The following is a 19,658-nucleotide window of genomic DNA, read 5'->3' as shown; positions in this document are numbered from 1 at the left end:
TTGACACCGCCGCGCGCGTCGCCAAGGCAGAATGAAGGGACGATGAGTGCCCACCCGCCGCCGTCCGCCACAGCCCGACGCCCCGAGACGGCGCGCGCAATCCGCGCCATGCAGGCCGCCATGCACGTGCTCTTCGTCCTGCTCTTCGTCGTCGGGCTCGCGCGTGCGCTTCTCACGCAGACGACGACGGCGCCGCACCTCGCGCTCCTGTTCGTCGCGTCGGCGCTGTTCATGGGCCTCTACTGTTTCGGCCTCACGCTGGAGCGCCGTCCGGTCTCCGACGCGCGCCGCGAACAGCTCGCCCAGGTGTGGATCTCAGCGCTCGTCGTGGCGTGGATCGCGCTCCTCGCCGTGGCTGCCGACTTTGCGTGGCTGGCGTTCGCGTTCTACTTCCTCGTCCTCTACGTCGCGCGACGCGCGCTCGCCGCGGCCCTGGTCGCTGTCGTGCTCGTTGCGAGCGTCGTCGCTCTCGCGAGCTCGAACTCGACGCGGGGACCGGGCAGCCTCATCGGCCCGTTCATGGGCATGCTCGTCGCCCTCGGTATCGCATGGGTGTACGTCAACTGCGGCGTGAGAACGACGCCCGCAACCTCCTCGTCGACCAGCTCGTCGCTGCGCAGGACGCCGTCCTCGCCGCCCAGGAGGAACTGGCGCACGCTCAGCACCGCGCCGGTGTCCTCGCCGAGCGCGAGCGCCTCGCCCGCGACATCCACGACACCCTCGCCCAGCGCTTCTCCAGCATCCTGCTCCTCGCGCGCGCCGGGCTGGCGCGCGAGGACGGCGACCGCACGCTGCTGTGTCAGATCGAGGAACAGGCCGCGGAAGGGCTGACGCAGTCCCGCGAGGTCGTCCGCGCCCTCGCGCCGACGGAACTCGCCGACGCTCCCCTGTTCGCGGCCCTCCGCCGCCTCGCCGAGCGCCTCGGCGAACAGACGGGCATCGCGGTGTCCACGACGTGCGACGGAGAGGCCCGCCCGCTGCCGTCCCCCGTCGAGGTCGCGTTGCTGCGCATGGCACAGAGCGGTCTCGCCAACGTGCGCATCCATGCCCAGGCTTCGCGCACCGGGGTGACGCTCGCCTACTCGCCCACCGACGTGACGCTCGAGATCATCGACGACGGTATCGGCTTCGACGAGGCCGCCGTCGAGCGCGCCCCGCTCGGTGGCAGCGGATTCGGCCTGCGTGCCATCCGCGAGCGCTCGTCGAACTCGGCGGGCAGCTCGAGGTCGAGTCGGCCCCCGGTGAAGGGGCGGCGCTCTTCGTCAGGATCCCGACGGCCACCTCGCCTGCCGCACCATCGCCCGTCACGACGAACGGAGGCGCCCTGTGACCACGGTGCTGCTCACCGACGACCATCCCGTGGTCCGCGCCGGCCTGCGGGCCCTGCTCGTGGCGTCGGGCATCGACGTTCTCGCCGAAGCGAGTGACGGCGCGGAGGCCATCGCCGAACTCGATCGGCTCACGGCCACCGGAACACCGCCCGACGTCGTCCTCATGGACCTGCAGATGGGCGACGGCATGGACGGTGTGAGTGCGACGGCGGCCATCCGTGGCCGCGGATGCGCCCCCGCGGTGCTCATCCTCACGACCTACGACACGGACACCGACATCCTGCGCGCCGTCGAGGCGGGCGCCGGCGGCTATCTGCTCAAGGACGCCCCACCGGAGACCCTCGTCGACGCCGTCCACCGCGCGGCACGCGGCGAGACGGTGCTCGCACCGGCCGTAGCGCAGCGCCTCGTCACCCGCCTCGCGCAGCCGACAGCCTCTCTCACGGCGCGCGAGGTGGACGTTCTGGAACGGGTCGCCGACGGCGCGACGAACCGCGCGATCGCCAAGGCACTCTTCGTTTCCGAGGCCACCGTGAAGACCCACCTCGTGCACATCAACGAGAAGCTCGGGGCCACCTCCCGCACCGACGCCGTCGCCAAGGCCCGCACTGCCGGCATCCTGCGCTGACGGAATTCGATGTGGTGAGGCAATCACCATGTCAGTTCAGGAGGGGTCGACGAGGTGACCCGGCTGCGGAGCCACGCGCGCGAGTTTCACGGCGTGTTGGATGCGGCGCGTCGAGTCGTCGGGTTCGGGCAGTTCCTCGAGGGCGAACCAGCCCGATTCGAGGGCCTCACTGGCCACCTCGACGTGCGGTTTCGTTTCGCAGTGGACGCGGAAGATGACGTCGATGTGCCGAATCTCCGGCACGAAGTACGTGGCCATCGCGCCACCCGGTTCGATCGTCAGGCCGGTCTCCTCGCGCACCTCACGGATGACGGCGTCGCGCGGCTGTTCACCGCCGTCGATGAGCCCGCCGGGCAGCGACCAGCCCTTGCGGTGCACCTGACGCAGCGCGAGCACCCGACCGTCGTACTCGATGATCGCAACGGCACCCGCCGTGAACGTCGGCTGGATCGCGTGGACGATGCGGTGGCTGATGCCGACCGGCAGCCACTTGTAGAGGCGCAGCGCCGCCATCCGCAGGGGTGAAGGGTTCGCAGCGTTCACAGTGACTCCTCGACGAGGTTCTCAAGACGCGCCTCCGGGACGTGGTCGAGGTCCTCGTCCACCTCTCCCGAGACGTGGTAGCGGCGCATCACCTTGACCATGTTGTTGACGACGGCGATCAGCGGCACCGCGGTGAAGGCGCCGAAAGCCCCTCCGAGCACGGTGCCGGCGGTGACGCCGAGCAGGATGACGAGCGGGTGGAGATCGACGAACTTGCCCAGAATGATCGGGTTGACGAGATTGCCGAACAGCTGGATGACGAGGGCGAGCGCCACCATCATCACGATCGCGGTGACGATGCCCTTGCTGACGAGAGCGATGACGAACAGCAGGACCGCCGCGACGAGCACGCCGACGAGCGGCACCAGGGAGCCGAGGAACAGCGCCACGGTGAGGGGGACGGCCAGTGGGACACCGGCGATCCACATGACCGGCAGCATCGCCCCGGCGTTGAGTACGGCGAGCAGGACGAGCGATCGCATGTAGACGACGAGCGTCCTCCATGCTGCCGCGCCGGCGAGATCCGCATAGTTGTGGGCGGGGCGCGGGAGCACCCGCACGCACCAGCGCCAGATGGAGCCGTCGTCGGCGAGAAGGAAGAGAACACAGAAAAGCGTCAGGACGAAACCCGACAGCGCGCCTGCCGCCTGACCGAGATAGCCGCCGGCCTGTGCGGTGATGTCGCCGGAGTGCTCGCTCACCGTTTTGGCCAGATCGACGGTGTAGGTGTTCGCAGTGGCCGGGTCGAGGCCGAGCGGACCGTCGACCAACCAGTCACGCGCACCGCGCTGGGCGCCGCCGAACTGACTCGCGAACTCGCCGCTGGAACCGGCCACCTGGGCCCAGACGAACCACACGAGCAGCGCGACGAACCCGAATCCGACGAAGAAGGAGATGACGGCCGAGAGCCCGCGCCCGAGGCCTCGGCGCACGAGCCACGCCACGAGCGGCTGCAGGAGCGCCGCCACCATGATGCCGGTGACGAGCGCAACGGTCACGAGGCCAAGCTTTGCCAGGGCCCAGAACACGAGCGCCACTGCGGCTGCGATGAGCAGGAGGTAGCCCGACCAGGCACCCGCGAGGCGGATGCCGAACGGGACGCTCGCGCGCGCCTTGTCAGGGGAAACCGGCTCGTTCATCGGGCCAGTTTCCCACGTCGAGAGCTCAGGCCGGACGGCTCAGTTCGAGGGCCTCGTACTCGGAGGGGGCAATGAGCACCGGGGCGATGGTTCGCCAGAAGTACTCCACTTCCTCGTGCAGGCCCTGCTCGTGCCCGGCGGCCTGCCACGTGAGGTGCAACCCGAGCAGGGCCACGGTGAGCATCCGCGCCACGCGTTCGGCGTCGATCCTCTTGGCAAAAGCGCCGTCGCAGTCCAGGCTCTCGATCAGGTGGCGCGCCATCGACTCCCACATGTGGAAGGACGCCGGGCGTCCCTCGCCGTAGGTTTCACGCTCGACGGCGAGCCGGGCCGTGGCCTGGAAAAGGACATCCGTGGCCAGCGCGTTGCACACGACATAACCGAGATTGATCAGCTTCTGCGCGCCGCGTCCGGGCACCGACTCGGCGGCCTTCACCATCCAATCTCCGTGGGCCGCAAGTACCGCGTCGGCGACTTCTTCCTTCGTCTCGAAGTGGAAGTACCGGGTGCCCTTCGTGACTCCCGACCGCTTCAGCATGTCAGCAACCGTCGCGCCGGCGAACCCGCGCTCTGCGAACGCTTCAGTAGCACCCTCGAGATTCGCGCTCGAGTCTCATGGGCCCGATCCTGTTTTATTTCGCGACGTGACATGCGATCCACGGACTCCCCTTTCCTGAATTACGCAGCGTAGTGCAATTACAGGACAAGTCGGACGCCTGTCATACGCGTTTGAAGCCGTAAAAAGACTTCTAGGTACAGATTATTAGGCCAGAGGCCGAATCACCCCGCCGCCGCTTGCCCGGCCGCGCGCCCGGAAAAAAGGCAGCCGCCGAGGAACGTCCCCTCGAGTGCGTTGTATCCGTGCACGCCTCCACCTCCGAACCCAGCGGCTTCACCGGCCGCGAAGAGACCCGGGACGGCGTTCCCGTCGGCGTCCAACACGCGAGACTGCAGGTCGGTCTGGATGCCGCCGAGGCTCTTGCGGGTCAGGACGTGCAGCTTGATACCGACAAGTGGGCCGGCCTTCGGGTCGAGAACCCGGTGCGGCGAACTCACCCGGACGAGCTTGTCCCCGAGGTAGTTGCGGGCGTTGTGGATCGTCATGACCTGAACGTCCTTGGAGTACGGGTTGCCCATTTGCCGGTCCCGCTCCTCGATCTGCGTGCGCACAGCGTCGGCGTCGAGCAGCGGTTCGTCCGTGAGTGTGTTCATCTTCGCCACGAGTTCGTCGATCGTGTCGGCGACGACGAAATCGGCGCCGTGTTCGACGAAGTCGGCCACGGCCTTCGGCGCGCCGGAGGCCAGGCGGGCCTTGACGACTTCCTTGCGACTGCCCGAGGTGAGGTCGAGATTCTGCTCCGAACCCGAGAGCGCGAATTCCTTCTCCAGCATCTTGCTCGTCACGATGAACCAGGAGTGGTCGAACGCGCTGATCGCAGGGTCGGTACGCAGGTGGCGCAGCGTGCCGAGCGTGTCGAAACCGGGCAGGCAGGGCTGCGGCATGCGTCGGCCGATCGCGTCGAACCACAACGGCGACGGGCCGGGCAGGATACGGATGGCGTGCTGCGGCCACACGGGGTTCCAGTTGCGGATGCCCTCGGTGTAGTGCCACATGCGGTCACGGTTGACGAGGCGCGCGCCGGCACTCTCGGCCACGTCGAGCATGCGTCCGTCCACGTATTCCGGCACGCCGGTGATCATCGACGACGGCGGGGTGCCGAGGCTCTCGGGCCACCAGCGACGCACGAGGTCGTGATTGCCACCGATTCCGCCGCTCGCCACGATCACAGAGGGTGCTTCGAGCTCGAAGTCACCTTCGGCATCGCGGTTCGAGGCGACGCCGCGCTCGGCGTCGTCCGGCGCGAGCACCGTGCCGCGCACACCGGTGACGGCGCCGCTCGTCGTCACGAGGTCGTCGACGCGGTGGCGGTGGAAGAAGGTGAGCAGCCCGCGCTTCTCGGCGTCGAGCGCCTTCTCGACGAAGGGCCCGCTGACGCCCGTGCCCGTCCCCCAGGCGATGTGGAAGCGCGGCACCGAGTTGCCGTGGCCGTCGGCACGCCCGTCACCGCGCTCGGCCCAGCCGACCATCGGCGTGAGGTTGATGCCGTTCTCGCGCAGCCACTCGCGCTTGCCGCCGGCCGCCCACTCGACGTAGGCACGAGCCCAGGCGCGCCCCCACGTGTCCTCGGCGTTCTCGCCGTCGAGGCGGTCCCACTGAGCACTGTTGCACCAGTCGGCCCACGCCAGCTCGAGGCTGTCGCGCACACGCAGGCGACGCTGCTCAGGAGAGTCGACGAGGAAGAGACCGCCGAAGGACCAGTGAGCCTGCCCACCGAGGTTCGCCCGGTTCTCCTGCTCGACGACGGCGACCCGGCGCCCCCGCGCCGTCAGCTCCGCGGCCGCCACGAGACCGGCGAGCCCTGCTCCCACGACGATCGTGTCGAACGTTCGTTCAGTCATGCCCCATCACTCCCTCTGCATCGTTGCCGTCACGATAAGTGAGGCCTCCTGTCACCCGGGCCGTTTACCGTCGAGCCGAGGGGGCGCCGCTAGACTCGGGCACCATGACGACCCAGGACACCGCGGCTTCGAAACCCGAAGCGGAACAGGAGCCCTCGTCGTCCCCCTTGTCGACGTTCTGGCGCGAGGTAAGCACATTCGGTTTCGTCGGCGCCTTCGCCGCCGTCATCGACCTCGGCCTGTTCAACGTCCTCATCCACGGTGCGCTGAGCGACAAGTACACGACGGCGAAGATCCTCTCGGGTGCCGTCGCCACCGTCTTCGCCTGGCTCGGCAACCGGTACTGGACGTTCCGCGAACGCGAGGGGCGCCCGGTCCATCACGAGGTGGCCCTGTTCTTCGGCGTCAACGGCGTCGCGCTCGCGGTCACCTCGGCGTGGGTCGCGTTCGCCCACTACGTCCTCGACGTGACGAAGCCGTTCTGGGTCAACGTGCACGTGGTTCTGGGCATCGGCCTGGGCACGCTCATGCGGTTCGTGCTCTACCGCACGGTCGTCTTTGGCAAGGCCGCCGAACAGGGTGCACCGCCCACGCACCGCGACGCACACGAGAAGTAGCCGCGACGCAGCCGCTACCTGCGCCCGGCGACCGCGATCAGCGCCCCGGCAGGAGCGCCTTCATCTGGCGGGCCCGATGCTGCAGACCGCTCGTCGTCACGAGCGTGAAGGCCTCGGCGATGATGTCGCGCGACATCTTCGAGACGCCGAACTCTCGCTCCGCGAAGCAGATCGGGTGCTCGACGACGACGCCGCCAGCCTCGAGGACACGCAGGGTGAGGTCGACCTGGAAGCCGTATCCGCTCGTCGTGATCCCGTCGAGGTCGATGGCCCGCAACATCGGGGCGCGGTACACGCGGTACCCGGCCGTGGCGTCGTGGACGTGCGTACCGAGCAACGCGCGCACGTAGAGGTTGGCTCCTCGGCTGAGGACCTCGCGCTGCTTGGGCCAGTTGACCACCGACCCGCCCTTGATCCAGCGCGAGCCGATGACGAGGTCGGCTTGGCGAGCCAGCTCGAGCATCGCCGGTAGTTCCTCTGCGGGGTGCGAGCCGTCGGCATCGATCTCGACAAGAGCGTCGTAACCGCGTTCGAGACCCCAGGCGAATCCTGCGAGGTACGCCTTCCCGAGCCCCTCCTTGCCCCGACGGTGCAGCACGTGGATGTGCGCGCTTGAGGCGGCGAAATCGTCGGCCATCTCACCGGTGCCGTCGGGCGAGTTGTCATCGATGACGAGGATGTCCGCATGCGGAACAGCGGCATGGACGCGCTCGAGGATCCGAGGAAGGTTCTCGCGCTCGTCGTAAGTCGGCAGGAGCACGAGCACGCGATCGATCGCGGGGCGCTCCTGCGCCGAGGGCAACGCGGGCATGGGTAACTTTCGTCAGGCGACGGGGACGAGACAGCAAACGTAACCCATGGGCCGCACAATGGTGAGCATGCCCGCGCCGATCAGCCTCGATGACGCCGTCCGTCGCCTCTACGACGGACCGGCAGCCGATTTCGTGCGGGTCCGCAAGGAACTCGCGGCTCGGGCGAAGAGTGAGGGCGCCGCCGATGTCGCCCGCGCGATCACGGCGCTGCGCAAACCCACGATGGCCGCGGAGACCGTCAATCACCTGGAGGATCAGCCGCTCGGTGAACTCCTCGCCGTCGGCACCGCCCTACGGGCTGCTCAGACGCGCCTCGACACCGACGAGATGAAACGCCTCACGTCCGAACGTCACCGCCTGCTCGACGCCGTCCTCGCAACCGTCTCCGTCTCACCGGCGGCGCGCGACGAGGTTCGCTGCACGCTGCTCGCCGCGACAGCCGACCCCAGCGCCGAGGCCGCCGTCGCGAGCCGCACCCTGGTGCGGGGCCTGCGCTATTCGGGGTGGGGTGAGGTTGACCTGTCGGACGCGCTCGCACATCGGGACGCAGCCGCGCGCGGCCGTGCCGCTCTTCGCATCGTGAACACCGACTCAGCCGACCGGGAGGCCGAGCGAGAGGCTGCCGCGCGGGACGCCGAACGTCGCACGGCGATGCAGGAGGTCGAGCGGGCCCGCCGCCGGTTGAGCGCTGCGGAAGACGCTTATGCCGCCGCGAAGGCGGCCCGTGACAGTGCACAGGCCGCCCTCGCGGTGGCGGAGACTCGCATCAGAGCCCTCGACGAGAGGTGAGGGGCCCGGGAATCGAGCGGCTCAACTCTGCCCGATGAAGTGCGTCAGGCCGACTTCTTCGTCGCCGACGGGAACATCTGGCCGCAGTAGGACGTGAGGTCGTCGACCGCGTCGTTGTAGGTGTTCGTGTCGACGGTCTTCGAGGGCGTCTTGGCCTTCGTCAGCGTGTCAACGTTCTTGGCGACGGCGTCCGCCTTCTGCTTGAAGCTGGCGTTACCGGACTTCTTGCCCTGCTCGCGCAGTTCGTGCGCGAGCTTGCCCATCGAGGTCGACGCCTTGCTGAGGTCGGCCGCCTTGCGCGAGTCGACAGCCTTGTTCCAGGTGGAGTTGGCCGAGACGACCTTCTCGTTCGTGTCGATGCAGGCTGCGCGCAGGGCCGGCGTCGCGCCGGGCTTGCCCGCGTTCGTCGTCGCGCTGGAGGTCGTGACAGTGGGGCTGGCGTCGTCGCTGTTCGCACTGCCGCAGGCGGCCATCGTCATCGCGAGCCCGAGGCTCGCCGCGGTTGCCGGCAGGATGCGGCGAGTTCGGGTGAAAGCGTGGTGGTGCACGGTTTTCCTCTCGTCGGGCCCGTGGTTCTGGCCTCTCGTTCGGTCATGGGTTCATCGCCCACGAGTCACCCACCGTTACATATTCGTGATGTTTCCGCGAATCCGGCCCGCAATGACGGCAGCCGTCCAGGTCGCAGCCTCGAACATCGGCACGTGGCCGACGCCCTCGGCCTCGACGTAGTTCCACTCCGGAACCCTCGCGAGCGCCGCGCGCACGCCGCGGGCAGGCACGAGCGCGTCCGCGTCTCCCTGGAGGAACGTGACGGGCACCGTCACCTCGGCCAGCGCGCGGCGGTAGCTTCGCGACGCTCCTGCGATGACGATCGACTGCGCAGCACGCACGAGGGAGGGCACCGCGCTCTGGATCTCGGTGAGTGCCCGCGCCTCCTCGACGGCCCGGCGCCACACCCAGCGCGGCACGCGACGACGGTCGGCCACCACAACAAGTACGCCGTCGAGGCCCATCTGGTCGGTGCCGCGACGCTGGACGTAGCGCGGCACGACGAAGCGCGCGAGGGGCGGGCACATGTAGAGCGCGAAGGTGAGACCGACCCGGGGGTTCGGACGCACCTTGGGGCCGAACGGCACGACCGCGTCAACGAGCACGAGCCGCTCGAGCTGCGGGTGGCCCTTCGCGGCGAGCAGCAGCGAGATCATCCCGCCCATCGAGTTGCCGACGAGCACGACGTTTCGCGCGTCCACGACGTCGAGGTAGGCGCTCAACAGGTCGACGTTGTCGCCGACCGCGGAACGGCCGGCGTCGGCCTCGGTGCGCCCGAAGCCGGCGAGGTCGGGTGTCAGTACCCGCCCGAGGCGCGCGAGGTAGGGCCAGACGGGCTCCCAGTTCGCGAGGCTCCCGCCGAGGCCGTGGACGAGGACGTAGGTGGGCCCCGAGACGTGGTGGCCGCTGTCGCGGTGATGCACCGTGACGCCGTCGACCTCGACGGTCGTGATGGGCGGCAGGTCGGGTTCGGGTTCGTCGACGTTCGTGGCGAGAGACTCGGCGAGCAGCGCCTCGGCCGCGGCAGCGTCGAGAACGTCGACGTCGGCGGCCAGGGCTGCGCTCGAGTTGCCCGGTTCGTTTTCTGAGGCGGGACTCACGAGCTCTCTCCGATCTGCTCTCGCAGCGCCTGCGCGAGCACCTGAGCGTGGTTGTCACCGGTCGGGTCACCGGCGATGAGGAGGAGGACGCGCCCGTCGGCGCCGCGAACGGTCTCGGCGAGCTTCTCCAGCCCGTCGGCACCGTCACCGTCGGCCAGCTCGGCTCGGTAGCGGTCGGCGAACTGCTCGAAGCTCAGATCTCCGCCGTGGAACTCCTTGCGCAGGTCCGTGCTCGGGGAGGCGTCCTTCGCCCACTCGTCGAGGTCTGCTCGTTCCTTCGAGACTCCGCGGGGCCACAACCGGTCGACGAGCACGCGCATCGCCTCACCGTCACGCGCGGTGTGGACCTTGCCCACCTCGATGTCGGGGGTGGCCATCAGCGGTGGGCGGCGACGGCGCCCGCGAGGCTGCCGAGCAACGGGTCGTAGGAGCGGACGACGCGTTCGACGATGACCCCTTCACGGCGGAACGGGTCGCCGTCGAGACGCTGCTCGACCTGCTCGGCGCTGTCGGCTGCGACGAGCAGCAGCGCGCCGGGCGGGTCGGTGAGCGGCCCGGAGAGCAGGAGGCCCTTGCACTGCGCGAGGAACTCGCGATGCTCGGGGCGGTGGGTGTCGCGCGCGGCGACGTCGTCGCTGTAGCGGTAGGAGACCGCGAAAATCGCCATGCCTTCGAGCCTACTCGCCACCAGTGACACCGGGCAGACCATAAGATCGAGGCGATCGGGGCAGGGAGGGAAACCACGTGTCGGAGAGTTGGCAGCTGGGCAGCCGGTACGTGCTCGAACGTCGAATCGGCGCGGGCGCGATGGGTCAGGTGTGGGCCGGTCGCGATGTCGACGGCCGCCCCCTCGCGTTCAAGCTGTTGCGCCCCGAGATGGCTGACGACCCCACCGTCGTCGCGCGTTTCCTCCAGGAACGCAACCTGCTCGTCAATCTGCGCAGCCCTCACGTCATCCGCGTCCACGACCTCGTCGTCGAGGGCCCGCGCCTCGCCATCGTCATGGATTACATCGGCGGGCCGTCGTTGCGCGGCCTGCTCCAGCAGCGCGGCAATCTTCCGCCTGCGGAGGTGGCGTCCCTCGGTTCGCGGATCGCGGCCGGCCTCGCAGCGGTGCACGGCGCGGGCGTCCTGCACCGCGACCTCAAGCCCGAGAACGTGCTTCTCGACGAAACCCCGAACGGCCTCGAGCCGAAGTTGGCGGACTTCGGCATCGCCTCGCTCGCCGTGACGGCGACGGGGCACGTCGGCACGGCGAACGTCATCGGCACCCCGCAGTATCTCGCGCCCGAGCTCGGCGACGGGTTGCCGAGCGGACGTGCCAGCGACCTCTACGCCCTCGGCATCACGCTGTACGAAATGGCGTGCGGCATTGTGCCGTTCAGCTCCGATTCGCCGGTCGCGCTCCTGCGGATGCACGCCGACCACGCGCCCGGACGCCCGGACGGCATGCCGGACGAGCTGTGGCACCTCGTCGCGGCGCTCATGGCGAAGAACCCGGGAGACAGGCCCGACGACGCCTCCGCCGTCGCGGCGCAGCTGGCCGACATGGTGCCGCGCTTCGCCGGGATGCCGGCCCCCGCTCCCCTGCACGCCTCTCCCCCCACGCGACTCATCGGTTCGGCACTGCCGACCTCCGGAAGCACTCCCGAGACCGTCTCCGACGATGACGACGAGAGCACGTCGCACCGTCGCAGCATCGCGCTCGGCGTCGGGCTCGTCGTCGGGCTGTGCCTCGTCGCGCTCGTCGCGTGGCTGTTGTTGCGCGACACCGGCTCGGAGCAGACGAAGGCGAAACCATCGGCCACCACCTCCTCGTCGACGACACGGGCGCAACCGACGGTGGTTCCGCTGTCCAGTCGTCTCGCCGGCTCCGAGGCGGAGAAGAACAGCGCCACGATCGACGGGCGTGACTTCGACGACGCCGTCGTCGCCCGCGATCTCACGCCCCCCACCTGCACACGTCCGGTGCGTTTCACCCTCGACGGTGAGTTCACTCAGATGGAGTTGCTCGCTGGCTTCAACGCGCGCCCCAACCCCTCGGGGGACACCGGCACCGTCGTCGTGCGCCTGGACGGCGACACGAAGCAGACCGTGAACTTCTCGAGCGAAAAGGCGAAAGCACTCTCGCTCGACGTCACGGGGGTGCGCAGCCTCGTGCTCGAGCTGAGAGCGCAGCGCTGCTCGCCGCAGGATCATCAGAGCATTGCACTCGCCGAGGGCAAGCTTCGCCGCCAGTAGGCGCAACTCGGCGGTCAGCAGGCCACTGCCGCCGCTGCCGTCGAGCGGGCGCTGCTGCGGGCGTCGGCGAACAGGAGCACTCCGAGGCCCGCGAACGCGAAGCCTGCGCCGACCCAGAGCGGCGAACCGAAGCCGTGGCCGGCCGCGATGGCGAGGCCGCCGATCCACACGCCGAGGAAGTTGCCCACGTTGAACGCGGCGATGTTCGCGCTGCTCGCGAGCGTCGGCGCTTCGTCGGCGTAGCGCATGACACGCATCTGCAGGCCGGGCACCGTGCCGAACCCGAAGAAGCCCATGGCGAGCAGGAGTGCTGCCGCCGCCACCTTGTTGCCCGGCACGAGCGCAAAGACCACGAGAACGATGCCGAGCGCGAGCGTCCACGTCGTCAGGGTGCGGCGCAGGGCTGCGTCGGCGAGGCGCCCACCGAGGAGATTGCCGCCGAAGAGCCCGACGCCGAAGAGGACGAGGAGCCACGGCACTGCGCCGTCGTCGAAACCGGTGACGCGAGTCAGCAGCGGCTCGATGTACATGAACGCACCGAACATGCCGCCGAAGACGAGCACTGTCATGCCGAGGGAGTACCAGACCTGGGCCCGGGAGAAGACGGCCAGTTCGGCCCGGAGGCTACGTTCGGACGACTCGGCGTGGGCGTCCGGAACGAGCGCTGCGATGCCGGCGAAGGAGACGACTCCGACGACGGCAATGGTGGCGAACGTCGCGCGCCAGCCCCACTGTTGACCGACGAAGGTGCCCATCGGCACGCCGAGGACGTTGGCAAGCGTCAGCCCACCGAACATGATGCTGATGGCGCCGGCCTGCTTCTCCTTGGCCACGAGGGCCGAGGCGAGCACGGACCCGATGCCGAAGAAGGCGCCGTGCGCGAGGGCCGCGACGACACGTCCGGCGAGGAGCGCGGCGTAGCCGGGTGCCAGTGTCGAGATCGCGTTGCCCACGACGAACAGCACCATGAGGAGCAGCAGCGCACGCTTCGGCGCCCACTTCGCGAGGAGCGGCGGCAGCGCCAGCGCACCGAAGACGACCGCGAGGGCGTAACCGCTCACGAGGTAGCCGGCCATGGGCACGGAGACCCCGAGGTCGTTCGCGACCGGGGTGAGCAGGCCGGCGATGACGAATTCGGTGAGCCCGATGCCGAAGCCACCGAGGGCCAGGGCGAGCAGTCCGACAGGCATGAGTGCAACCTTTCGAGGTTCATTCCATGCGGCAAAATATTGCGCGTGCAACTAACTTGCGTGACGTTAGTTGCACACGCGCTCTATTGCAAGCGGCGTACACTGAATTCATGGGTATCGCTGACACCGCCGTCGAGGTCCGCGCCTCGGGCTGGCGCACGCTCGCCGCACTCCACGGACACATCGAGACCTGTCTCGAGAAGGAGCTCGTCGCGGGCCACGGCCTGACCGTCGTGGAGTACACGGTGCTCGACGCCCTGTCGCGCCAGGACGGCACGTTCCACCTCCGCATGGCGCAGGTGGCGCGCGCAGCAGCCCTCTCCCCCTCCGCGACCACGAGGCTCGTCAACCGACTCGAAGACCGCGGTTACCTCACGCGCATCATCTGCGCGGACGACCGGCGCGGCATCTACACGGAGCTGACGCCGGAAGGTCGCGCCGCCTACGAGAAGGCCCGCCCCACGCACGACCGTGTCCTCGCCGCCTCGCTCGAATCAGCCCGGGAAAAGCCAGAACTCGCCGACCTCGTCGCCTTCGTCGAGAAGCACTGACTTCTGACGTGGACGATCTGTCGGTGATGCCGGGGCCTGGCGCCCCGCGTGGCCTGCGCGTCCCCGCCGCCGAGCTGCAGGAGCAGTTCTCCCACGCCTCCGGCCCGGGCGGTCAGGGCGTCAACACCACCGACTCGCGCGTGCAGCTCAGCCTCGACCTCACGACGACGAGCGCGCTCGACGACACCCAGCGCGCCCGCGTGCTCGCAGCCCTCGACGCGCGGCTCGCGGCCGGGGTGCTGACGGTGACCGCAGCCGAGCACCGCTCGCAACGCCGTAACCGCACAGCCGCCCGCGAGCGCCTGGCTACCCTCCTGCGTGAGGCGGTCGCCCCACCGGTGCCTCGCCGGCCGACGCAGCCGACGCGCGGTTCGAAGCGGCGGCGCCTCGAGGCGAAGAAGCAGCGCAGCGTGACGAAGCAGCAGCGTCGCAAGCCCGGCCTCGACTGAGACGCCTGACCCGGCGCCCGGGGGACGCTCACCCGGTTCAGCCGAGGAGAAGCCGGATTAACCCTGTTGGCCCTTGGCTCGGATGAGGTCGAGCGCGACGACCGCGCCCAGTGTCGCGGCGCGAGTCGGGCCGGGAACCCCAGGAGTGAACCCGAGGACGTAACGCTCCTTGCCGAGGAACGCCGCGCCGATGCCCGGCCACCGGCGCGACACGCGAGCCACCGGTCCACCGGGGCCGACCACCTCGAACTCGCGCTCGAAGAAGCTGCCCGACAACTGCAGCGTCGCGTCCGGGAGGTTCACGGTGAGCCGCTTGGAGAACAACGTGAACTCCTTGACCACCTCGCCGAACTGATGACCGCTTGGGTCTAAGAGCACGTAGCGGTCGCGCCCGAAGTTCATCACGTCGTCGATGCGCATGAACAGGGAGCCGTCGGTGTCCAGAATGGTGAGTTCACGGTTGCCGAGGGCCAAGCGCTTCAGAGCACCACCGTCGGTGCCGATGCGCCCGATCGGCTGCCCACCGGCGTCCATGATGGCGAAGTCGTTACCCATGAAGCTCGTGACCTGGTCGATGACGAGAACGTCCGACTGAAGAAGTGCCACGGATTCATGGTGCCCGATTCCCGACACGAGATGGTGGCCGCGCGGCTGCCACCGTCACTCCCCGACGCCGCGACACCGGGCCGATGACACGAGAACGCGCCCCACAGCGTCGACTGCGAGGCGCGTCCTTTCGTGGCGTCGATCAGCGCACGAGCTCCGGCGGCACGTGACCGAAGCGGTGCAGGGTGCGGCTGATCGCCTGCTCGCGCAGGAACGTCAGCAGCTCACGACGGCCGGTCGAGAGCACCTCGCCGAACAGCGGCGTGATGCTGGCGCCCTGGTCGGCAGCAGGTGCCTCGGCGAGCGCCGCAGCGGTCTCACCGTCGGCGTCCGCGCCGACCATGCGGATACGCAGCGACTCGCCGTCGAGCGCCTGCGCGCGAGCCCACGACACGAACTGCGCGGAGCTCTCCACCTCGCCGACGCGGTCGAGCCACGCGAGCGCCTGGCGGCCCTCACCCGTCTCCTCGAGTCGCTTGAGCGCCGGCTGCAGAGCGATGTCCCACGACAGGCGAACCGACGAACCGACGAGGTGCGCGGCCAGCACGAGACGCGCCACCTCGACGAGGGTGCGGTCGGCTGCCCGGTCATCGGCGTCGAGACCCTCGCTGAGTTCCGCGCGCACGACGACGCGCGGCTGCGGGCGGTAACGGAAGATGTTGCTCTCCGCGCGCAGCGACGACGGGTCGGACTCGATACCGAGTTCCTCACGCCACGCGTAGGCGTCCGAACGCAGCGACGCGAGCAGCCACGCCGCGTCGTCCTCGGCACGCGCGAGGGGCGCGAGGATCTCCTGCAGGTCCCGCACGCGCGGCATGACCGGCGCACCCTGACGAGCAACGCCGTCCGCCACCCACGTACCGAACTGCGCGACGTAGTTGGGGCCACCGGCCTTGGCGCCCGGGCCCATGACCGATTCCTTCCAGCCACCGAAGCTCTGACGCTGCACGATGGCGCCGGTGATGTGCCGGTTGACGTAGCCGTTGCCGGCCTCGACGTGCTCGCGCCAGTACTCGATCTCGTCCTCGTCGAGGCTGTGAATGCCTGCCGTGAGGCCGAACTGCGTCGCGTTCTGCAGTTCGAGCGCCTCCTCGAGGGAGTCGGCGTGCATGAGGCCGAGCACGGGCCCGAAGACCTCGGTCATGTGGAAGAAGGAGCCGGGCTTCACGCCGTCCTTGAGGCCGGGCGACCACAGGCGACCCGTCTCGTCGAGCTGCTTCGGCTCGACGAGCCACGTCTCGCCCTCCTCGAGGGTCGTGAGCGCCTTGAGCAACTTGCCCGACGGCGGCTCGATGACCGGGCCCATCGTCGTGCCGAGGTCGCTCGGCCAGCCGACGCGCAGCGACTCCACGGCGTCGATGAGCTGCTCACGGAAACGACGCGAGGAGCCGACCGAGCCGACGAGGATACCGAGCGAGGCCGCCGAACACTTCTGCCCGGCGTGGCCGAACGCCGACTTCATGAGGTCGGCGGCCGCGAGGTCGAGGTCCGCCGCAGGCGTGACGACGAGGGCGTTCTTACCGCTCGTCTCGCCGAACACGCGCGGGCCACCGGCGTGACGCGAACGCCAGCCGGCGAACAGGCGCCCCGTCTCGATCGAGCCGGTGAGGATGACGGTGTCGACGTCCTCGTGGGACACGAGCGCCTTGCCGTTCTCGTTCTCCTCGACGCGCACGACCTGGGCCACCTCGCGCGGGATGCCGGCGGCCCACAGGGCCTCCATCGCGACCTCGACGCAGCCGACCGTCTGCGGCGCCGGCTTGATGATGACGGCCGATCCGCTCGCGAGCGCCGCGAGCACGGAACCGATAGGAATGGCGACGGGGAAGTTCCACGGCGGCGTGACCAGCGTCAGCTTGTGAGGCTCGAATCGCGCTCCGTCCGAGGCCATTCCGCTGACGAGGTCTTCGCACCTGTCGGCGTAGTAGCGCGCGAAGTCGATGGCTTCGGAGACCTCGGGGTCGACCTGATCGATCGTCTTGCCACCCTCGGCGGCCGCGACGGTGATGAGGTCACCACGACGCTTCTCGAGTTCGCGTGCGGCCTCGCGCAGCAGCGCGGCACGCTCCGCGTTGGGGCGAGCGGCCCAGGCCTCGTGCGCGCCGACGCCACGGCTCACGACCTCGTCGACGGCCTCGAGCGACGTGAGTTCGGGCGAGGTCAGCGGCGCGGGTTCACGCGTCACTGCCGCGAGCGCCCACTCACGCACGGCCGGCAGCGCCGGGTCGGAGTCGGCGGTGTTCTCGAAGTAGTCGCCGATCGGCTTGCGCTCGGCGCTGCGGCGCGGCCCGACGGGCGTCGAGGCCAGAGCGTCCACGGACTCGCGGAAACGACGCTCCTGATCCTCCATGGGCGTGAGGCGACCGGTGCCGGTGAGGCCGTCGCGCACGTACTTGTACTTGTCGTCGGCCTCGTCGTCGTGGCTGAACATGGCGTGCAGGAAGTTCTGCTCGGCCGCGTTCTCCTCGAGACGGCGGATGAGGTAGGAGACGGCGACGTCGAAGTCCTCCGACTTCACGACCGGCGTGTAGAGCAGCACCGTGCCCACGTCGGCCTTGACGGCGCGCGCCTGCGAGGGCGCCATGCCCTGCAGCATCTCGACGTCGAGGTGGTCGCTCACGCCACGCTTCTCCGACAGCAGGTGCGCGACGGCGACGTCGAAGAGGTTGTGCGAGGCGACACCGAGTCGGCAAACCTCCATCGCGTCGGGGCGCGTGGCGCGCTCGATGAACGCGAGGTAGTTGGCGTCCACGTCCTCCTTGGAGGTGTACGGTGCCTGCTCCCAGTCGTGCACCTCGGCCTCGACGCGCTCCATCGCGAGGTTGGCCCCCTTGACGAGACGCACCTTGATGCCGGCGCCACCGGCCGCCTTGCGCTTCTTCGCGAAGTCGATGAGTCGCTCGAGCGCGGGCACGGCGTCGGGCAGGTAGGCCTGCAGCACGATGCCGGCCTCGAGGTCATGGAACTCGGGCTCGGAAAGGAGTCGCGTGAACAGCTCGATCGTCAGGTCGAGGTCGCGGTATTCCTCCATGTCGAGGTTGACGAACTTCTTGGGCGAGGCCTCGTTCGCCACCCGGTAGATCGGGCGCAGGCGCTCGAGGGCGCGCTCGACCGTTCCCTCCGTGTCCCAGGTCGAGATCTGCGAGACGAGGCAGCTGATCTTGATCGAGACGTAGTCGACGTCGTCGCGCGCGAGCAGCTTGCGGGTCGACTCGGTGCGACGAGCGGCCTCGGCCTCACCGAGCACGGCTTCGCCGAGCAGGTTGATGTTGAGGCGGAACCCGTCCGCCTGCGCCTTGGCGAGGTGCTTGCCCAGCGTCGGGTCACTGGCGTCGACGACGAGGTGACCGACGAGCTGACGCAGGCGCTTGCGCGCGGCGGGCACGACGACGGGCGGCGCGAGGGTGGCGACGCGCGAACCGATGCCCATGAGCGCGGCGTCGATGCGCCCCATGAACCCGGTGGCCTCGTTGGACGACAGGCGCGCGAGTTCGCGCGCGGCCGCCGTGTTGTCCTCGGGACGGGCGACGCGGTCGACGAACTTCACCGCGAGGTCGAGGCCCTTCTCGTCACGCAGCAGCGCGCCGAGCTGATCGCTCGTGCGCTTCTCGGCCTTCGTCTGGCCGGCTTCGGTGGCGTCGCCCCACTTCTTGGCGAGGGCGACGGCTTCGTCCGCGAGGTCGCGCAAGACGGCGGTGGGGTCGATGTCGGGCGCCGCGGGGGTGTGCGGCGCGTCAGTGATCTGGCTCATACCGTCAGTGTTCGCCCTACCGGTCCGTATGTCTTGCCCAAATGCCGCAGCGTGGCCGCGGATTGCGCGCAATGACGGGGCAGAAGCGAATGTTCCGGTCACATCCAGGGCGGGCGGGCGCCGGCCATCCACGCGTGGCGCACGAGGAGGAACCCGATGATGGCGAGCGCCCAGGCGAGGTTCTCGTGGCTCGTGCGTTCGATCCAGGCCCCGAAGCGCTGGAGCGGTCGCTCGATGCGCTCGTGCAGGATGAGCCTCGCCGCCAGGCACAGGAGGGCGGGCACCACCATGACGAGGCAGTACGCGACGAGCGCGAGGCCCCGCTCCGGCGTCGACATCGGTGCCGCCGAGAGCAGACCGATCGCCGCGAGATAGGGCACCATCGACGCCGCTTCGACGAGGACGGCCACCACGGCGAGCGCCACGACGGCCTTGACGCCGGCGTCGCCGTCGGCGCCCATCGCCCGGTCGCGCCAGGTGGTGATCCTGCGCATGAGGCGTCCTGGTTCGGCGTCCTTCTTCGTCGGCATGCACACGCCGACGAGAAACATGGCGGCTCCGACGGCGAGCAGAACGTGGGCTCCGCTCGACCCTGCGAACCAGGCCGAGATCCGTTCGAGGAAGACGAGGGCACCGGCGAGCAACACGAAACCGAGCACGACGTACGAGCCGACGACGGCCGCAAGGTAGGTGAGCATCCGACCCACGCGTGGCCGTCCGGGCATGAGGAGAAACCACACCGGGATGACGAGGGTACCGAGACTCGTCGCGTCGACGAGCGCGAGCACCACGAGGGTGAGAGCGAGTTCGAGGTCCATGCGCTCAGCGTGCTCGCGCGCGCCGTACTCGCGCGTCGGCAGGAAGTGCCGTTCGCGCACACCGGCGTCATCCTTTCGAGGGAC

General features: G+C 69.3%; 20 protein-coding genes and 1 pseudogene. 8 read left to right on the top strand and 13 right to left on the bottom strand.

The features are described from left to right. The first annotated feature begins 42 nt into the window (after nucleotides 1-42). The 3 genes from D1832_RS15880 to D1832_RS12015 are packed head-to-tail and all read left to right on the top strand — an operon-like array spanning nucleotide 43 to nucleotide 1,959. Complete coding sequence (locus D1832_RS15880; protein ID WP_241510998.1) at nucleotides 43-831, top strand: hypothetical protein; 789 nt, start codon at nucleotides 43-45, stop codon at nucleotides 829-831. Next, the gene (locus D1832_RS15585; RefSeq protein ID WP_241510999.1) at nucleotides 741-1,427 is read left to right on the top strand and encodes a sensor histidine kinase; all 687 of its coding nucleotides are present in this window, start codon (nucleotides 741-743) and stop codon (nucleotides 1,425-1,427) included. The genes D1832_RS15880 and D1832_RS15585 overlap by 91 nt, the downstream gene beginning before the upstream one ends. Further along, the gene (locus tag D1832_RS12015; RefSeq protein ID WP_274541971.1) at nucleotides 1,360-1,959 is read left to right on the top strand and encodes a LuxR C-terminal-related transcriptional regulator; all 600 of its coding nucleotides are present in this window, start codon (nucleotides 1,360-1,362) and stop codon (nucleotides 1,957-1,959) included. Before D1832_RS15585 ends, D1832_RS12015 begins: the two co-directional genes overlap by 68 nt. 36 nt (nucleotides 1,960-1,995) lie before the next feature. On the opposite strand, the gene D1832_RS12010 is transcribed toward D1832_RS12015, so the two are convergent. From D1832_RS12010 to D1832_RS11995, 4 genes and pseudogenes are all read right to left on the bottom strand, one after another. Continuing rightward, nucleotides 1,996-2,502: an NUDIX hydrolase gene (locus D1832_RS12010; RefSeq protein WP_047312541.1), complete on the bottom strand. Its 507-nt coding sequence runs from the start codon at nucleotides 2,500-2,502 to the stop codon at nucleotides 1,996-1,998. Further along, on the bottom strand, nucleotides 2,499-3,641 hold the full coding sequence (locus D1832_RS12005) for an AI-2E family transporter (RefSeq protein WP_118914316.1): 1,143 nt from the start codon (nucleotides 3,639-3,641) through the stop codon (nucleotides 2,499-2,501). The genes D1832_RS12010 and D1832_RS12005 overlap by 4 nt, the downstream gene beginning before the upstream one ends. A 25-nt stretch (nucleotides 3,642-3,666) precedes the next feature. Continuing rightward, nucleotides 3,667-4,227, bottom strand: a pseudogene (locus D1832_RS12000) (TetR family transcriptional regulator); the annotation flags it as partial. Nucleotides 4,228-4,421: 194 nt separating this feature from the next. Next, the gene (locus D1832_RS11995) at nucleotides 4,422-6,101 is read right to left on the bottom strand and encodes an FAD-binding dehydrogenase (protein WP_118914313.1); all 1,680 of its coding nucleotides are present in this window, start codon (nucleotides 6,099-6,101) and stop codon (nucleotides 4,422-4,424) included. Nucleotides 6,102-6,205: 104 nt separating this feature from the next. On the opposite strand from D1832_RS11995, the gene D1832_RS11990 reads away from it, so the two are divergent. Continuing rightward, a complete protein-coding gene (locus D1832_RS11990) occupies nucleotides 6,206-6,718 on the top strand; it encodes a GtrA family protein (RefSeq protein WP_118914311.1) in 513 nt (170 codons plus the stop codon). A gap of 37 nt (nucleotides 6,719-6,755) precedes the next feature. On the opposite strand, the gene D1832_RS11985 is transcribed toward D1832_RS11990, so the two are convergent. Next, complete coding sequence (locus D1832_RS11985; protein ID WP_118914309.1) at nucleotides 6,756-7,529, bottom strand: polyprenol monophosphomannose synthase; 774 nt, start codon at nucleotides 7,527-7,529, stop codon at nucleotides 6,756-6,758. Nucleotides 7,530-7,596: 67 nt separating this feature from the next. Here D1832_RS11985 and D1832_RS11980 point away from each other — a divergent pair, with 67 nt between their 5' ends. Further along, a complete protein-coding gene (locus tag D1832_RS11980; RefSeq protein ID WP_147362693.1) occupies nucleotides 7,597-8,319 on the top strand; it encodes a hypothetical protein in 723 nt (240 codons plus the stop codon). A gap of 44 nt (nucleotides 8,320-8,363) precedes the next feature. Here the strand turns inward: D1832_RS11980 and D1832_RS11975 are convergent, their stop codons facing one another. The 4 genes from D1832_RS11975 to D1832_RS11960 form a co-directional block, all read right to left on the bottom strand. Continuing rightward, on the bottom strand, nucleotides 8,364-8,867 hold the full coding sequence (locus D1832_RS11975) for a hypothetical protein (RefSeq protein ID WP_118914306.1): 504 nt from the start codon (nucleotides 8,865-8,867) through the stop codon (nucleotides 8,364-8,366). A gap of 75 nt (nucleotides 8,868-8,942) precedes the next feature. Further along, nucleotides 8,943-9,968, bottom strand: a complete 1,026-nt coding sequence (locus D1832_RS11970) for an alpha/beta fold hydrolase (RefSeq protein ID WP_118914304.1) — start codon at nucleotides 9,966-9,968, stop codon at nucleotides 8,943-8,945. Then, a complete protein-coding gene (locus D1832_RS11965; protein ID WP_118914303.1) occupies nucleotides 9,965-10,345 on the bottom strand; it encodes a DUF488 domain-containing protein in 381 nt (126 codons plus the stop codon). The genes D1832_RS11970 and D1832_RS11965 overlap by 4 nt, the downstream gene beginning before the upstream one ends. Beyond that, nucleotides 10,345-10,635 carry a YciI family protein gene (locus D1832_RS11960; protein WP_118914301.1) on the bottom strand — a complete coding sequence of 97 codons (291 nt, stop codon included), beginning with the start codon at nucleotides 10,633-10,635 and terminating at the stop codon, nucleotides 10,345-10,347. The genes D1832_RS11965 and D1832_RS11960 overlap by 1 nt, the downstream gene beginning before the upstream one ends. Nucleotides 10,636-10,712: 77 nt before the next feature. Between D1832_RS11960 and D1832_RS11955 the strand changes: the two genes are divergently transcribed. After that, nucleotides 10,713-12,209 carry a serine/threonine-protein kinase gene (locus tag D1832_RS11955; RefSeq protein ID WP_118914299.1) on the top strand — a complete coding sequence of 499 codons (1,497 nt, stop codon included), beginning with the start codon at nucleotides 10,713-10,715 and terminating at the stop codon, nucleotides 12,207-12,209. Between the two features lie 14 nt (nucleotides 12,210-12,223). Here D1832_RS11955 and D1832_RS11950 read toward each other — a convergent pair whose 3' ends face one another. Continuing rightward, nucleotides 12,224-13,399 carry an MFS transporter gene (locus D1832_RS11950; RefSeq protein ID WP_118914298.1) on the bottom strand — a complete coding sequence of 392 codons (1,176 nt, stop codon included), beginning with the start codon at nucleotides 13,397-13,399 and terminating at the stop codon, nucleotides 12,224-12,226. Between the two features lie 110 nt (nucleotides 13,400-13,509). Here D1832_RS11950 and D1832_RS11945 point away from each other — a divergent pair, with 110 nt between their 5' ends. Together D1832_RS11945 and arfB are read left to right on the top strand one after the other, a co-directional pair. After that, nucleotides 13,510-13,950, top strand: coding sequence for a MarR family winged helix-turn-helix transcriptional regulator (locus D1832_RS11945; protein WP_047312550.1), 441 nt, complete (start codon nucleotides 13,510-13,512; stop codon nucleotides 13,948-13,950). An 8-nt stretch (nucleotides 13,951-13,958) separates the two neighbouring features. Beyond that, a complete protein-coding gene (gene arfB / locus D1832_RS11940) occupies nucleotides 13,959-14,399 on the top strand; it encodes an alternative ribosome rescue aminoacyl-tRNA hydrolase ArfB (RefSeq protein ID WP_118914296.1) in 441 nt (146 codons plus the stop codon). Nucleotides 14,400-14,456: 57 nt separating this feature from the next. Here arfB and D1832_RS11935 read toward each other — a convergent pair whose 3' ends face one another. The 3 genes from D1832_RS11935 to D1832_RS11925 all read right to left on the bottom strand — a co-directional run bounded on the left by D1832_RS11935 (nucleotide 14,457) and on the right by D1832_RS11925 (nucleotide 19,634). Continuing rightward, nucleotides 14,457-15,005, bottom strand: coding sequence for an LURP-one-related/scramblase family protein (locus D1832_RS11935; protein WP_118914294.1), 549 nt, complete (start codon nucleotides 15,003-15,005; stop codon nucleotides 14,457-14,459). A gap of 142 nt (nucleotides 15,006-15,147) precedes the next feature. Next, a complete protein-coding gene (locus D1832_RS11930) occupies nucleotides 15,148-18,756 on the bottom strand; it encodes a proline dehydrogenase family protein (protein ID WP_118914293.1) in 3,609 nt (1,202 codons plus the stop codon). Nucleotides 18,757-18,854: 98 nt separating this feature from the next. Further along, nucleotides 18,855-19,634: a GAP family protein gene (locus tag D1832_RS11925; protein WP_182434778.1), complete on the bottom strand. Its 780-nt coding sequence runs from the start codon at nucleotides 19,632-19,634 to the stop codon at nucleotides 18,855-18,857. Between the last annotated feature and the right edge of the window lie 24 nt (nucleotides 19,635-19,658).

It is taken from the genome of Dermacoccus abyssi (assembly GCF_003515945.1).
GTDB lineage: Bacteria > Actinomycetota > Actinomycetes > Actinomycetales > Dermatophilaceae > Dermacoccus > Dermacoccus abyssi.
Note: the sequence above shows the minus strand (reverse complement) of the source record. Positions and strands in the feature narration are given on the sequence as shown.